At 45.5% G+C, this 16,438-nt stretch carries 11 protein-coding genes; 7 read left to right on the top strand and 4 right to left on the bottom strand.

Features of this window, described 5'->3' with window-relative positions; translation table 11 throughout:
* Positions 1-26 precede the first annotated feature (26 nt).
* Both NQ564_RS15960 and NQ564_RS15955 read right to left on the bottom strand, forming a co-directional pair.
* The gene (locus NQ564_RS15960) at positions 27-4,028 is read right to left on the bottom strand and encodes a hybrid sensor histidine kinase/response regulator transcription factor (protein ID WP_008146885.1); all 4,002 of its coding nucleotides are present in this window, start codon (positions 4,026-4,028) and stop codon (positions 27-29) included.
* Positions 4,029-4,222: 194 nt separating this feature from the next.
* Positions 4,223-4,543 (bottom strand): SNF2-related protein, encoded by a 321-nt coding sequence (locus NQ564_RS15955; protein WP_008146881.1) that lies wholly within the window; start codon positions 4,541-4,543, stop codon positions 4,223-4,225.
* A gap of 417 nt (positions 4,544-4,960) precedes the next feature.
* Here NQ564_RS15955 and NQ564_RS15950 point away from each other — a divergent pair, with 417 nt between their 5' ends.
* The 7 genes from NQ564_RS15950 (at position 4,961) to NQ564_RS15920 (ending at position 14,957) form a co-directional block, all read left to right on the top strand.
* The gene (locus NQ564_RS15950; protein ID WP_008146878.1) at positions 4,961-6,646 is read left to right on the top strand and encodes a hypothetical protein; all 1,686 of its coding nucleotides are present in this window, start codon (positions 4,961-4,963) and stop codon (positions 6,644-6,646) included.
* Positions 6,647-6,804: 158 nt separating this feature from the next.
* Positions 6,805-7,428 carry an outer membrane beta-barrel protein gene (locus NQ564_RS15945; protein ID WP_021863008.1) on the top strand — a complete coding sequence of 208 codons (624 nt, stop codon included), beginning with the start codon at positions 6,805-6,807 and terminating at the stop codon, positions 7,426-7,428.
* A 389-nt stretch (positions 7,429-7,817) separates the two neighbouring features.
* The gene (locus NQ564_RS15940; protein ID WP_008146873.1) at positions 7,818-11,060 is read left to right on the top strand and encodes a DUF2723 domain-containing protein; all 3,243 of its coding nucleotides are present in this window, start codon (positions 7,818-7,820) and stop codon (positions 11,058-11,060) included.
* 2 nt (positions 11,061-11,062) lie between these two features.
* Positions 11,063-11,671: a polysaccharide deacetylase family protein gene (locus NQ564_RS15935; protein ID WP_008146871.1), complete on the top strand. Its 609-nt coding sequence runs from the start codon at positions 11,063-11,065 to the stop codon at positions 11,669-11,671.
* A 1-nt stretch (position 11,672) separates the two neighbouring features.
* The gene (queG, locus tag NQ564_RS15930; RefSeq protein ID WP_039848002.1) at positions 11,673-12,671 is read left to right on the top strand and encodes a tRNA epoxyqueuosine(34) reductase QueG; all 999 of its coding nucleotides are present in this window, start codon (positions 11,673-11,675) and stop codon (positions 12,669-12,671) included.
* Between the two features lie 4 nt (positions 12,672-12,675).
* Positions 12,676-13,980 carry a S28 family serine protease gene (locus NQ564_RS15925; RefSeq protein WP_008155988.1) on the top strand — a complete coding sequence of 435 codons (1,305 nt, stop codon included), beginning with the start codon at positions 12,676-12,678 and terminating at the stop codon, positions 13,978-13,980.
* 263 nt (positions 13,981-14,243) lie between these two features.
* Positions 14,244-14,957 carry a DUF5036 family protein gene (locus tag NQ564_RS15920; RefSeq protein WP_008146865.1) on the top strand — a complete coding sequence of 238 codons (714 nt, stop codon included), beginning with the start codon at positions 14,244-14,246 and terminating at the stop codon, positions 14,955-14,957.
* Here NQ564_RS15920 and NQ564_RS15915 read toward each other — a convergent pair whose 3' ends face one another.
* Together NQ564_RS15915 and NQ564_RS15910 are read right to left on the bottom strand one after the other, a co-directional pair.
* Complete coding sequence (locus NQ564_RS15915) at positions 14,958-15,407, bottom strand: YqaA family protein (RefSeq protein ID WP_008146862.1); 450 nt, start codon at positions 15,405-15,407, stop codon at positions 14,958-14,960.
* Positions 15,392-16,405 carry a hypothetical protein gene (locus tag NQ564_RS15910; RefSeq protein ID WP_039848001.1) on the bottom strand — a complete coding sequence of 338 codons (1,014 nt, stop codon included), beginning with the start codon at positions 16,403-16,405 and terminating at the stop codon, positions 15,392-15,394. The genes NQ564_RS15915 and NQ564_RS15910 overlap by 16 nt, the downstream gene beginning before the upstream one ends.
* Positions 16,406-16,438: the final 33 nt, after the last annotated feature.

Raw genomic sequence — 16,438 nt, 5'->3', positions numbered from 1 at the left:
AAACGATTAGCAATTCGATATGTTTTTTACTGCTCTTTCTTTCTGAATTGAGCAGGCGATACTCCGAACTTCGCTTTAAAGCATCGACTAAAATATACCGTTGAGGAAAACCCTAACCGATCCGATATTTCATTCACCAACAAATCCGGCTGTTCCCGTAATAAGGTTGCCGCACGGTTGATGCGTTGGTTTTGCATAAATTCACTAGGAGTCATTCCGGTCAGGTTCTTGACTTTTGTAAAGAACGAACTACGCCCCATATTCAACTCGCGGGCAAGAGCATTGACATCAAAGTCCGGTTCTCCCATCCGCTGATCGACGATCTCCACAATCCGGTTCAAAAGTTGTTGATCCAATGAAGTCGTAGCCAGCAACTGCACATCAAAGTCAACTTGCTTAGTCAACTGGGACTTCAACAACAAACGGTTCCGGATCAAATTATTGCAGCGCATCAACAATACTTTTGCATGGAAAGGTTTGCTGATATAATCATCCGCTCCCTGTTGAAGTCCCTCTATATTATATTCGACAGAATCGAGAGCTGTAAGCAAAACAACCGGAATATGGCACAAATCGATATTATTCTTGATTTTCATGCACATCTCCATACCACTCATCAAAGGCATCATAACATCACTGACAACCAAATCCGGTTTTTCCTCGTTCGCCTTCCTCAATCCTTCTTCCCCATTCCTGGCTAATATAACCTGATAGAAAGGAGCAAAAAGCGCATTTAATATCTGTAACAGCTCTTCATTGTCCTCAACAATCAGAACTTTATAAGAGCCAGCCTTCAAACCGGGAAAAGCTTTCTCCATTTCTTCATATTCTTCAGAAGAAATAGAATCCGGCAAGGATTCTTCCTTGATCATCGGTTCGTCCGGACTTTCCAAAAGAATCGCATTCTTATCATTCTCAAAATGAACATTTCCCCTTAATAACGTAACTGTAAATATCGTTCCATAACCGACCTGGCTCTGCACCGCAATATCCCCATGATGAAGATGAATGATATTTTTACTTAAAGCCAGTCCGAGCCCCGTACCAGGATTAGCTCCTGCTACCTGTTTCCCGTTTTCGGCCTGATAAAAGCGGTCAAAGATATGCGATACATCATCTGCCGAAAGCCCGATACCCGTATCGATTACTTTTATACAAACTTCATTTTCATCCGAAGATACATACAATTCTACTGTACCTCCCGGCTTCGTGTATTTAAATGCGTTTGACAAAAGATTGTAAAACACTTTCTGCAACTGATTGGAATCAAACCATAACAGTAGATTCTCCTCTGCATTCTGAAAATTAAATGTAATAGATTGTTGAGTCGCCAACTCACAATACGAAAGATAAATATCTTTCAGAAATGGAATCAAGTTCTGTTCGCAAACATGCAACGAAACATAATTTTGTTCTAACTTTCTGAATTCCAACAACTCGGAAATCATATTCCGCATCCGGTTTGCATTCTTGCTGATCTTAATAATCCGGTTATACAAGGTCGGAGAAAGAGAGGAACTCTGAAAAAGCATATCTATCTGACTGATAATAAGAGTTAGAGGTGTCCGGAACTCATGGCTGATATTGGTAAAGAAACGTAGTTTCGCCTGGTTCAACTCTTCGTTACGCTCTTTCTCTTCCCGTTCCTTTTCAAGGGATAGCGCCAGTTTGCGCCGGGCATTCAAAATCCGTACAGTGAGATAAGTAATCATAAAAGTTGTCAGGACATATAATACCCACGCCCAATCCGTTTTATACCAGGGTTGGGCGATCTGGATATCCAGAGATATTTCACGATGGTTCATCAAATGCCGGGACAGATTCTTTTCACGAACCAGCAATGTATATTTGCCGGGGTCCAGGTTCGTATAATAAATACTGGAAGAAGAGGTGGAAACCCAATCATCGTCAAAACCAACTAATCGATATTGATATTCATTATTTTTTTGGATATCAATATAATTGGTTGTGGCAAAGTTTATAATCAGGTTGTTTTGCTTATAGTTCAATTGGATAGATTCGCTGAAAGGAAAAGCCTCCTTTAGTATGCCTCCCGAGACAGCTCCCGGATAGATTCTTTTATTATGAATATACAGCTCCGAAAAATATAAGGAGTAATTCTTTTCCGTCTTATCAAGATCTTCCCGATAAAAAGAGGTCAGTCCGTCATTCCCTCCGATAAAAAGTTCATTATTCCGGCACACCAGAATCCCGCAACCATCCGCAATGGACGTGATCGGTAAGTTCGCCCCCAACGTCGCAAACCGGGCATTTCCACTGAAAGGATTCAGGAAAGTAACCCCCTTATCACTGGTCACCAGCAGCTCTTCCGAATTGGTCTCTGCGACATTGTAACAATAATTGCTCAATAGATGTCCGCTTTCCTGAGAATAATGGATAAAAGAATCGGTCTGTTTGTCATACCGATACAGGCCACCTCCCAAAACCACGAAATAGATATCCCCCGCGCGAGTAGTCATGATCCGTTTAGGTTCGAACTGGATTCCATAACGGGGCAAAGCATAATGTTTCTGATTATCCGGATGGGCCAGCTCCATCTTGTATAAAGAAGTCCCAATCAAAATCCATAGATTCTCTTCCCTATCGATCGTAAAGCTTTGAGCATTTCTGCATATCCATTGGAACCGGTCCGTATCAAGATCCATGACAAAAGTTCCGTTCATCGCGCTTACATACAGCTTATCGTTATGAATCATTGTATGGAAGATAATACCGTCCGGTTTTCTGTCTCCTTCCCTGTAATCATTCAGGTAGTTATGAAAAATACCGGTCTTTATATCGTAGCGGGTAAGCCCTCCATGATGCGTGCCGATATACAGACGGTTCCGCTTTCCGTCATACGCAATGCATTTCAGGTTATTCTGCAATACGGAATTACGGTGACCTGCAGTGAAATATTTAAAGGTTCGTGTTTTACGATCCATGAAGTTCAATCCTCCCCCTTCAGTACAAATCCAGATGTTTCCTTCTTTATCTTCCGCCAGATTCCCGACAAACGAATAATTCAGGCATTCCTTCCGCAAAGGATTATCCGTATAATGAGCGAATATTTCCCTTTCTGCATTAAAATAGTTCACACCTCCATAATAGGTTCCTACCCATATGGTTTCCTGTGCATCTATATAAACAGAGAAAACAGAAGAATGTGACAGGCTACCTGGCAAATGATCCTGTTGATATACTGTAAACTGGTCCGTGTAAGGGTTATATTTATGCAGTCCCATAAAAGTGCCGAACCAGATATTCCCAAACCGATCTTCAGCAAAGCTCCGTATTTGACTATTCTTTATATGGAAAGGTGCGGAATTACTTTCCGAATACCAGGTGATTCGTTCGTCTTGTGTGATCCTGTATAAACCACCGGTACGGCAACCGGCCCATATCTCGCCAGTAGAACTTTCAAATAAGCGATAAAATTCAGGTCCTTCAATCAGACAACGGACTTTTTTATCCTCTTCAATTACATACAGGCCTTCATAAGTCCCGATCCAAATCTTCTTCCCCGAGATCAGCAGGCTGGATATACCGGGAGTGTTTGTCTTCGCATAAAGTTGCAGACTATCTCCTTTTTCATCATACCGGCAAACCATATCATCGTACCCCGTCCATATATCACCATCGGCCGAGGTTATCGTTTTCGCCTTACAACCGCTAACAACACAAAATTTCTCTTCCCGTATATCATACCTCACCAACGAATCGCAAGTCCTAAAGAAAATATCCCCTTGCCTGTTTCCAGTAAGATGATCACATTCATGTCCGAGTAAAACATTTATAGAGCTTTCCGGGTCCAGATTCTCCCAGCCTTTATACACCCGCATCCGTTCCCCGTCATAGATACTGACACCTTCGCGTGTACCGAACCACATACGTCCCAGGCAATCCTGATAAATCGACATCACAGAGACCTGCGACAAGCCGTCACTCATGCCTAGATGTTTAAAATAAACCGGATAGACCACTTGGTGTATAAATACAAAACACAACAACAGTAGCAGCTTTTTCATATCTTATTTATACAAACTGATAAAATAGTTTTCTCGTTCCTCAACACAAAGATAATGATATTTACATGATATCATATTCGGACAAGCAAAATACCATCTTTACAACCCTTATCAAATAAGGGACCGAGTCGGGATTTTTGATATTCTGGCTTTCATCCAATATCACATACTTGAAGGGATAGTTTTCCAGCAATTCAATTATCTCGGCGCAGCAGTCCGTAAGTCGTCAATATTACCGGATAGCGGTCAAATTTCTTCCACGACTCACGGCTCCTCTGGTCCCCTGCATATTCATATACCCGCAAGGAACTGAACCGTTGTATCTCTCTTTTCCAATTAGGAAGCAGGGAGGCCGGAACGACAATAAGAGAGGCTTGCACCTTATCCGGCTGTACGGTGACCCGCACCGGAGAGACAAAGTTTTCCTCTTCTTCCCCGCTAAAAAGAGAAGCATCTTGCGCACACGCAACAAGTACCAGTTTCTTCCTTTGCAGCGAGATCAAACGTCCTTCCAATTCACAGTCTACTGCATAGCGAAAAACTTGTTCTGTCAGTTCAAACCTGAACGGATAGTTTCGACAGGAACGCGTTAATGGTTCGTTCCTTCGAAAAGATCTCCCGGGAATTTTCTTTCATTTTCATCCATACGCACTTGCTCCTTATTGTCATATTCCTAAAAAAACCATTGGTTCAAATCGAAACTACTACCGCGTCTAATTCGATTTTCTACCCCATCTAATTCAAATTACCCGCAAGGGTAATATTTTTTAACAAACATATGTTTTAAGCAAACCGTTGCCAATTAATCATTTAAGCGCACATTCCGCCTTTCAAGGGGATATTGTATTTTTCCTCGTAAACTTAGAACTCTTTTTTTACAAATCCAATCTCTTTCATTATCTTTGCCATACTGAGCAACAATCTCCGTTCGCATGAAAAACATAGTTGTATTTGTTCTTTTATCCATAGCTTTTTTTTCTTGCAGGGAAAATCAGGTCGCTTCGGAACAGATGGATCGGGCGGAAACGTTACTGCCGGTCTATCCGGATAGTGCATACGTGATATTGGAAGGTGTAGAACTACCGGACAAACTGAACGAACGGCAGTTCGCCCGTTGGTGCATGCTGTATTGCCGGGCGGCAGACAAACTATTTAAAGACATGCTCTACGCCGAACAGCTCGACCGCGCTTTAGGCTGGTACAAAAGCCACGGAACGGCAGAAGAGCAAGCTTGGATTGGCCTGTATTTGGGACGTTCGTTTGTGGAAGACAAATTGTTTATCCCGGCAACTAAGGCTTATTCGGAGGCGTTAAACTTGGCAAAGAAGAAACATTTATATAATGTAGCCGGATATATTTGCAGTTATATGGCAGACTTGTACACCTACACCGGACAAGGCTCCGAAGAACGGCGGAAGTATGAAGAGGCTGCCGCCTTTTTCACAAAAGCAAATAATACGCGGAGTTATGCGTTTGCCTTGCGGGATATCAGCAGGACATGGGTATTCGAAGACTCAATCTCTCTCGCACTTGATTTGATGCTGAAAGCGGATTCAATCGTTACTGGAATGAACGATTCAGTCGGAATAGCATCGATTGCGAACGGACTGGGGAATATTTATGAGCATTTGGATCAAATAGACGAAGCGAAATCCTACTTTTTCAGAGGTCTGGTTTATGACACAATAGATAAGGCTCCTACATATTTAGCTTTAAGTACGTTGTTCTATAACTATAGCCAATTAGATTCAGCCCGTTATTATGCTAAAATGGCAGACAGCCCAACCAATAATCCATACACTCCGTCCGATCGGTTGTACCTAAGTTACTTGATTGAAAAGGAGGCTAACAACATTCCGGAAGCATTCCAGTATCTTGAACAATGTTACGCCGCAAAAGATATCTTATACGATCAACAGAAACAGGTAGACATCATCGATGCAGAAAAACGACATAATTCATTAACTGTTATCCGACAAAACCAAAAACTATATTCCGTCATCTATTTATTAAGCGGACTCATCCTTTTTGTCAGTTTAGTTAGTGTTTTGTTCTATCTGTACAAGGACCGGAAAAGATTGAACAAGATCAACAAACAGCAACGGTTGTTAGATGAAAAAGAGCAACTGTTAGTCAAAATGCAAAAAGAGATCAGGCAAAACGAAGCAATAAATGCCAATGCGAAACAGGAAGAGAATAAGCAAATCCGAGAAAAAATGCTTCAGGCCAAAAAGGAAATCCTTATACTGAAATGCGAGAAATTGCAACACTCATCCCTCTTCCAAGAGCTGAAAGAGCGTTCGAACAACAAGAAAAAATATGGACAAACGCTTTCCGAGCAAAATTGGGAGCTCTTAAAAGAGCAGATCGACTCCGCTTGTCCGAACTGGCAAGCAGCCGTACAAGATATAGAAACTTTGAAAAAAACCGAGATAGAGACCTGTTACCTTAGTTTCTTGAATATCAGCATAAAATCAGAAGCCATGCTTTTAGGGATCAATCCGGATTCTGCCAATAAACGCAGGCTTAGAACTCGCCAATCACTTGGACTGACCAATTCTAAAACGGGTATTTACGAGTTTATCATCCGAAAGACATTAGAAAATATCGTAATTTAGCCCAGACCATTTCATTTTGCATTTCTATTGATACATAAGCCATTAAAGTCTTTTGTCCATATAAATTCAGGCTTGTCCATATACTTTTTGACCACTTTTTGACCACTTTTTGACTTATCAAAACTGACCTTTACCTTTGTCTAAAATTTTTGATTACAATGAAAAAGATCTTATTTTTATTTTTGTTCGTTTCAACCACCGTGTTCGCCCAGACCGAACACGGCCTGTTGGTCGGTGGCGGTGTTGGTTTTCCGATGCAGGACAGTCGTAAATCAGATTGGAACACATCTAATCTCGGTTATAACCATGATTTGAAAGGTAATGGTATGATCGGCTACCGTGTCCGTTTCCTGCCCGAACGCAAATCTTTTTTTGACTTGGATGCAACTATCGGATTCCAAGGTATGAGCACGTACCAATATTCCCCTTTCTTTGAAGGAGATGGGGATGGAAATTATGGAGGAGGAAAAGACGGCAAAAGTTTCACCGATTTCATCATGCCGATCTCCGTTGCCGCCAGTTGGAACTATCGCCTTACCGACAAATTCCATTTCGGCTTGGGGGTAGCTCCGACATTATATGTACAACCTCAAGCCGTATTCGATCTCTCCATAATGGCTAAAGCCGGTTACCGGTTGAGTAAACATTGTGAATTGGGACTCTCCTATCAATATGGTTGTTTGAACACACTGAAACACTTCAACGACGGTCCGGCACTCGGACGCCGGGGGCATTTGTCTGATTTGATGCTATCGGTGTACATTCCGTTTGTTATCAAATAAAAAACGACAATAATCAACCCTTTTCCCATGTCGGTAGAAAAAGCCCTCCTTTTCGTTTTTTTAGAACGGGAAAGGGTTTTTCCCCGACACTCACCAGAAATACTTACCTATTTGTTCCGGATCGCCCGGGAAAGCCCCAGCACAGGAAACAGCGGGCTTGCAACAGAATCCTGCCTACAAATGTCAGTTTGCCGCCATCCGAATGTCGGCAAATTGTCAGATTCCAGACTGTCATTCAACGAATTCTTTTTAATATATTTCTAATCTCTTCCACACAATTTATAGCGTATCAGGGCGTTGGTATTAAACGTAAATGCTTACCTTTGCGGCCGACTGTCCGCGTGAGGATACAGAGTTAAGACAATTAATTATTACACTTTATACAAAGTATGGGAAAGTATAAATTGATCAACAACGTGTTGGGCTGGATCGTCTTTGCGATCGCTTCAACCGTCTATTTGATGACTATGGAACCCACTGCCAGTTTCTGGGATTGCGGTGAGTTCATTTCTTCAGCTTACAAGCTAGAAGTAGGGCATCCCCCCGGAGCACCGTTCTTTATGTTGACAGCCAACCTGTTCACACAACTTGCATCCGACCCGTCCACAGTGGCAAAGATGGTAAATACGATGTCCGCCTTATTTAGCGGACTGACGATCTTGTTCCTTTTCTGGAGTATCACCCATCTTGCACGCAAGATTATTGTGAAAGATGGAGAAGAAGCATCTTTAGGCCAGATGATTACCATTATGGGTAGCGGTCTGGTCGGAGCACTGGCTTATACATTCAGTGATACGTTCTGGTTCAGTGCCGTGGAAGGGGAAGTGTATGCCTATTCATCACTCTTTACAGCCGTTGTTTTCTGGCTGATTCTGAAGTGGGAGGCTACCTACGACAAACCGCATGCAGACCGCTGGATCGTACTGATCGCTTATCTGATGGGGTTGAGTATCGGTGTCCACTTGCTGAACTTGCTGTGTATTCCGGCTATCGTGCTGGTATATTACTATAAGAAATTCCCGAATCCTACGATGAAAGGTACATTGGTTGCCCTGCTCGTTTCCTTCGCTATCGTTGCGCTGATGATGTATGGTGTCGTACAGGGGCTGGTCGAGGTTTGCGGCTATTTCGAACTGTTGTTTGTCAATGTATTAGGCATGCCTTACAATTCCGGAGTATTTGCTTATGTGATCATTGTGGCAGGCGTATTGATCTGGTCTATCTGGGAAACCATGCGCGACGAGATCCATCCGACACGCATGAAAATCGCTTTCATCTTGTCGATCGTATTGATCGGTATTCCGTTTATCGGTAGCGGTTATGTGTTGGCGGTCATTCTGACTGCTGCATTGAGTCTGTACCTATTCAGGAGCAAGAAGGTGGATATTAAGACACTGAATACGGTTTTAGTCTGCCTGATGGTAGTTGTTGTGGGCTATTCTTCGTATGCACTGACACTGATCCGTGCAACGGCCGACACGCCGATGAACCAGAACGCACCGAGCGATATCTTTACGTTGCGTACCTATCTGGCACGTGAACAGTATGGTAAGGTTCCGCTCCTCTACGGGCAGACCTACGTCTCGGAAGTACAGCGCGAAAATCAGGGAGGAAGTTGCGTGCCTGTCACGACAGAAGGCGAACCGACCTGGAGCCGCGTGATCAAGAAGGACAAAAACGAAAAAGACCGTTATTATGTGTCCCGCACCGACCAGGAATACAAATATGTCGACGAGCTGAACATGTTGTTCCCGCGTATGTATAGTTCCGACCCGCGCCATGTACAAGCCTACAAGGATTGGGCGCAGGTAAAAGGGCAACCGGTGAAATATAACTATTGCGGAGAAATGAAGAGCGTAATGAAACCGACATTCGCGGAAAACCTGAGGTTTTTCTTCTCTTACCAGTTGAACTTTATGTACTGGCGCTACTTCATGTGGAACTTCTCCGGCCGTCAGAACGACATCCAGGGAAACGGCGAGGTGCTGAACGGCAACTGGATTACCGGTATTCCGTTTATTGACGAAGTCCTGGTAGGTCCGCAAGAAGATATGCCGTTCGATATTGTGAACAATAAAGGACACAATGTTTACTATATGCTGCCGTTGCTGTTAGGTATATTAGGTCTGCTGTTCCAGGCTTATTCGGGACAGAAAGGGATTCAGAGTTTCTGGGTGACCTTCTTCCTGTTCTTCATGACCGGTCTGGCTATTGTACTGTACCTGAATCAGACGCCGTACCAGCCGCGTGAACGAGATTATGCGTATGCCGGATCGTTCTATGCGTTCTGTATCTGGATCGGATTCGGTGTCGCGGCACTGGCAAAGGGACTGGAACGATACGGCAAACTGAATCCGGTCATCGCCGGATCGGTGGCAACCGTGCTCTGCCTGTTCATCCCTATTCAGATGGCCGGACAAAACTGGGATGACCACGACCGTTCAGGCCGCTATGTCTGCCGTGATTTCGGTTCTAACTATCTGGAATCCTGTGAGCCGAACGCCATCATCTTCACCAACGGCGATAACGACACATTCCCTTTGTGGTATGCCCAGGAAGTAGAAGGTGTCCGTACCGATGTCCGCGTATGTAACACCAGTTACCTGCAAACAGACTGGTACATCGACCAGATGAAGAAACAGGCTTACGAGTCCGCTCCGCTGCCTATCACCTGGACACGCGACCAGTATATACAAGGAACCCGCGATGCAGCTTATGTATTCCCGCTGACAAAAGATTCGATCGACCTGAACACGGCCTTGAACTTTGTCCGCAGCGATGATCCTAAGTTCAAGAAGATTCCGGGTATTAACCAGGAACTCGATTATATCCCGGCCGACAAACTGTACTACAAAGTCGATTCCATCGCCGGAGCCAAAATCTTAGGCGGCAAGACAGACGGCATGGTAGACCAGATGATGATCAACCTCGCCGGAAAGAATGCACTGGGTAAACAAGAACTGACGATCCTCGACATGTTGCAGACCAACAATTTCGAACGTCCTATGTACTACGCGATCACGGTCAGCCCGGATCAGTTCGTCAATCTGGACGGTTACTTCGAACAGACCGGTCTCGCTTATCAAGTCGTTCCGAAAAATGCCAACAAGGCTGTCAACACCGACAAAATGTATGACAACGTGATGAACAAATTCAAATGGGGCGGCGTGGATAAACCGGGTGTTTACATCGACGAAAATGTAATGCGCATGTGTAAGAGCTACCGCATGATGTTGTTTAACAAACTGGCAGAAGCATTGGTGAAAGAAGGCAAGAACGACAAGGCTTTGGAAGTCCTGGACAAATGTATGCAGGTGTTGCCGCCGGAAAATGTCCCGCTCGACTACACGGCTCTTTCAACCGGCGAATTATATTACGTACTGGGCCAGAAAGAAAAAGCAGCGGAAATATTCACAGGTATTGCCGATAACATGATGCGTAACATAAACTGGTATTTCCGCTTGAACCCGATGCAGTTGTCATCCGTGGAAACAGAACTGTTACAAGACATGCAGGTTTTGAATCAAGTATTGTTAATCAACAAACATTACAACCCCGAATTCAACAAGAAATACCAGGAAGAGTTTGACAACTACCGTATGGCTTACGAATCGGCAGGACGCAGAGAATAAATATGTTTATAGAGCAACCGCCCTGGTTTTACAGGGCCCTGTTTCCGGGGGTAACCTGGCGGATTCCGGCAAAGAAGAAGTGTGTATATCTCACCTTCGACGACGGCCCGATCCCCGAGGTTACCCCTTGGGTATTGGATATATTAGACAAATATGGTGTGAAGGCAACCTTCTTCTGTGTCGGAGACAATGTCCGCAAACATCCGGACATCTACCAGATGGTACTGGACCGGGGGCATCGTGTGGGCAACCATACTTTCAACCATATTCAAGGCATCCGCTTCTGGACCAAGAACTATCTGGCAAATGTGGAAAAGGCTGCCGAATATATAAAAAGCGACTTGTTCCGTCCACCTCACGGACACATGCGTTTCCCACAGGTGGTATGGCTGCGGAGGCATTACCGGATCATCATGTGGGACGTGGTGACACGCGATTATAGTCCGCACATGACACCGAACGGTGTCTTCAACGTGGTGAAGAACTATACCCGCAACGGTTCCGTAATCGTCTTTCACGACTCGCTGAAAGCCGAACGCAATATGCGCGAAGCAATGCCCCGAGCCATCGAATGGCTACAGGAACAAGGGTATGAGTTCAAAGTGTTTTAATATGCTTCCAGCTTCCGAAATAAAAGAGAAAGCAAAAGAGATCGGCTTCGATGCCTGCGGGATCGCACAAGTGGCGACCGCAGACAGCGAAGCCTTGTTTTTTGACAAATGGCTGAAGGAAGGTAACCATGCAGGGATGGCGTACATGGAGAACCACCGCGAAATACGGCTTAATCCCGCCAGGTTGGTAGAAGGAGCCAAGACAGTCATATCTGTGGCGTTGAATTATTATCCGGAGCAGAAACTTCCACCCGAGGCACCCCATATCGCCTATTACGCCTACGGGAAGGATTACCATCTCGTCGTCAAAGAGATGTTGAGCGAGCTATGGACCGCCCTGTTCCCGCGCTCCGCGCGGGAACAGGGCGGGAAAGGTATGGATCGCAACGGGCAGTTCTTTTGCGATCCGGCGCGGGGCGCGGGAACGGGACAGGCAGACGTAACAGCCGCCCGCTTTTTCACCGACTCCGCTCCCATCCTCGAACGCTATTGGGCCTGGAAAGCCGGACTGGGCTGGATCGGGAAGAACACGAACCTGATTATTCCCGGAAAAGGTTCTTTCTTTTTCTTGGGAGAAATCGTCACTACCCTCGAGGCGGATCATTACGACACACCACAGAAGAACCGTTGCGGCAGTTGCAGCCGTTGCCTGGAAGCCTGCCCGACAGGAGCACTGGAAGGTCCATGCCATCTGAACGCCCGAAAATGCCTCTCCTATCTCACCATCGAAAACCGCGGAGAAATCCCTGCCGAACAAGCCGTTCGCCTCGGCAGCCGCCTTTACGGTTGCGACACCTGCCAGGAGGTCTGCCCTTGGAACCGTTTCGCCCGCCCGACTCGGATAGAGGCATTCCGTCCGAAACCGGCTTTGCTTTCTCTTCGAAAAGAGGATCTAAAGGTCTTTTCCCGTGAAGAATATAATCGTATATTTGCTAAATCAGCGGTCAAAAGAGCCAAATACGAAGGATTAATACGAAACATACATAACTTAAAAGATTAATACCATGAGAAGGACATTGAAAACCCTACCCCCATGTCTCGTCGCATTCCTGTTGATGCTAACAGTCGCATTTGCAGGTAATGCACAGGAATTACAAAAGAAATTAGAAGGACTGAAAGGAGTCAGCGGCATAGAGAAGTTGGAATCGGACCATTATGCCGAGAAATACCTCGTACGCATCACACAGCCTGTCGACCATAAGAACCCGGCAGCCGGAACATTTACACAACGCGTAATTGTCGCCCACGTCGGTTTCGACCGTCCGACCATATTGGTCACGGAAGGATATGGCGCGGCGTATGCCTTGAACCCACGTTATCAGGAAGAACTGTCGAAGCTGCTCGATGCCAACATGGTATTCGTAGAATATCGTTATTTCCTCGAGTCCACCCCGACCCCCTGCAATTGGGAATATCTGACGGCAGAGAATTCAGCCTACGACTTGCACAACGTCAACCAGACATTCCGAAGGCTGTACACCGGCAAATGGGTCAGCACCGGCATCAGCAAAGGCGGACAGACCACCTGCCTGTATCGTGCCTGGTTCCCGGACGACGTAGATTTCTCCGTCCCCTATGTAGCTCCCTTGAACAGGGGCGTGGAGGACGGACGCCACGAACCGTTCCTCCGCAAAGTAGGCACGAAAAAAGATCGCCGGAAGATCGAAGCCTTCCAGACTGAAATATTGAAACACAAAGACGAAATCATCCCGATACTGGAAAAATTCTGTAAGGACAAAAAGCTGGTATTCCGTATTCCGATGGCCGAAGTATTGGATTATTGTGTTTTGGAATACCCGTTTGCCCTTTGGCAATGGGGTACGCCGACCAGTGTGATTCCACCGCTCACGTCCGATACACAGACACTGTTTCAGCATTTGGTCGACATCAGTAGTCCCGACTATTTTGCCGAAGATCAACCGAATATCTCCTTCTTCGTACAGGCAGCCCGCGAACTGGGTTACTACGGTTATGACACGAAACCATTGCGCAAATACCTGACAATCGACAGCAGCAAAGGATACTTAAACCGTATCATGCTGCCGAAAGAATTGGTCGACAAAGTTGAATACCGCCCCGAACTCTACCATAAAGTCCATGATTTCCTCCGTGACAACGACCCGAAGATGATCTTTATCTATGGAGAAGTGGACCCGTGGAGCGCCACCCGCGTCCCAATCTTTAAAGGTAAGGTAAACGAACAAGTCTACATCCAGCCCGGAGGTAGCCACCGTGCTCGTATCAGCAACATGCCGGAAGACATGAAGGAAAAGATACTGACGCAAATCAACAAGTGGCTGGCGGAATAAGATTTATGGGGGGGGTGTCAAAATCTCCTTGTCCCCGCACTTGATGCGGGGACGCAAAAGGACAGACCTTATCAATCAGATTTTTATAGGGCTGGTTTTAATGCGATCCCGCGTCAAGCGCGGGAACAGGATAGTTTCGACACACCTTCATTGCTCGGATGACACTTGCAATAAAATAATGGATAACGACCGCTTTTCAACAAAATAGAATTATCTTTGTATATGTGTTTCACCTATTGTCTAACTTATTAATAAAGATGTAAATGAAAAAGAATCTCTTATTTCAGCTTCTGCTGGCGGCATTCCTGCTTCCGGTTTTCTCTTGTTCAGATGATGATTCCATGCCGGAAATCAACAATGCGACCACTTTGAACATGCTCGATGTGGAGAATGGGGCGACCCGCCTGGGTAATTCGGATATCTATATCAACGCAGCGAACAACTTTCAGACAAACGAATGCCTGATCGCCGAGATCGGTCCATCGAAAGGGATCGGAAAAGTCATTTCGCCCCAAGTCGGCAACAGCCTGGTCTACCAGGCAGCCGTAACACCAGGAAACCTTTACCAGGCCTTCAAACAAGAAGCCGTGAAGCAATTCCCGTCGGGAAAGTTCGCATTGGCACTGGCAGGAGACTACTATCAGTTCCATGTCGAATCCGAGATTATGAAAGAAGAGAAAAGGGTAGGAGCTGTCATCCGGTTTGCCTTAATCAATCCTGAAGCAGACGGGCTACCCGCCTACGACAGCACGATCGGGACGGTGGTAAACGGTTCTAAAAATGAAATCGTCTATGAATTTCCCAAGGGTACGGAGTTTCAATACGACAACAGCCTGGAAGATATCTTTAATATTTCGACCGAAGGCGGCGTTCTGAAGGTAAGCATGTGGGTCTCATGGATCGATACACGAGGCAACTACACCATTTTTGCCCGACATAACGAGGTGTTTACGAAAGTATATATCAAAGTGGAATAATCAGAACATTCCCTGCACTTTATAAACAAATTCCATCCACACCCAATATCGGATCGCCTTTCCGAGAAACATAGAGATAGCCACGATCCAGATATTGGCGCGGAGGAAACCGAGCGCCACAGCGATAAAATCGCCTATACCGGGAAGGAAGACGAAAAAGCCCATCCAGGAACCTTTCCCTTTTATCCAATCTTGTACTTTTTGCAATTTGGCAGCATCCAGTTTCAGATATTTCTCTATCCATTCGACCTTGCCCAGCATACCCAACCAATAACAACTCATACCGCCCAGAAAATTACCCAGCGTAGCTGCAATCATACAGGGCCAATAGGCTGCTCCCGCCAACAACACGCCAGTCAGAACGACCTCGCTGCTGAACGGCAAAACGGTAGCAGCCAAAAAAGAGGCGATGAACACACCAATATATCCGTATTCTATAAGAAATTCCATATGCGAATGAATAGAGTGACAATCAAGACTGCCACAATTGTAAAAAACGACCAAAACACGATCTTGCCACGTGTCACCGTAAAGAAATGGGCGATCAGGATAGAGGCAGGTACACAAGCTGTTTCCAGAAACTCTTCCGAAACCTGTTCATAGAGGAAGTAAAGGCTGAATGCCCATACGGACATCGCAATCAGGAACGAGAGAAACTGACGAGAGCGAAGCGAATCTTCCGTATCATGCATGACGATATTCAGGGAAGCGACAACCGTCAACAGAGCAATCGCCATGATACTGATCCAATCCAGCAACACTATTCCATCTGTCGCCAAGAGGCGCACCTTGAAAAGTGTCGAGAAAGGAACGCTGAACAGCGTAAAATCCTTCTGCCAGACACACCATCCCAACAAGAACCAATATACCGTTGCCACCCCTAACAAAGAAGCAATAAAGGTACGGGGAGTCAGCGAACGAAAATTATACATCCCCAGCCAAAACAACGGCAGAAACCAGAGCAAATGAACCCAAAGCAGACTACCGATACCGATCAGCAGGGCGGCACTGTAGGCCTTCTCTCTCGCTTCGGGGTCATGATAGGCAGTGAACAACTGGTAAATCGCCAGGATCAGGCAGAAAACACCGACCGAAGTCGATTTCAAAGGAAAGAAGTCGGGATTCGTACTGATGAACAGGACATAAAAAAGGAAAGGCAACATCGTTTTCTCCCGTATTAACACCAACACATAGTTCGCACGATGCAACAGGAAAGCTCCTCCGAACATCAACACCATCCCGATGATATAGGTAAATTCTTTACCTGGCAATGCCTGGCAAATCGTATTCCAGAGGGGAGTAGCCGAAACCTCGCCGTAAACAGGATAGCCCACGGAATACAAATAACTGACCATCCAACAGACGATACACGCCAATAAAACCGGCACGAATGTCGGTAGAGCAGAAAAGTCGAATCGACGGCTGTATTTATTATAAGCTACTCTCATTTTTAATCGTTATGAGGGTGTGTCAAATTGATA

Origin of the sequence: Parabacteroides johnsonii DSM 18315 (assembly GCF_025151045.1) — a bacterium.
Lineage (GTDB): Bacteria > Bacteroidota > Bacteroidia > Bacteroidales > Tannerellaceae > Parabacteroides > Parabacteroides johnsonii.
Note: the sequence above shows the minus strand (reverse complement) of the source record. Positions and strands in the feature narration are given on the sequence as shown.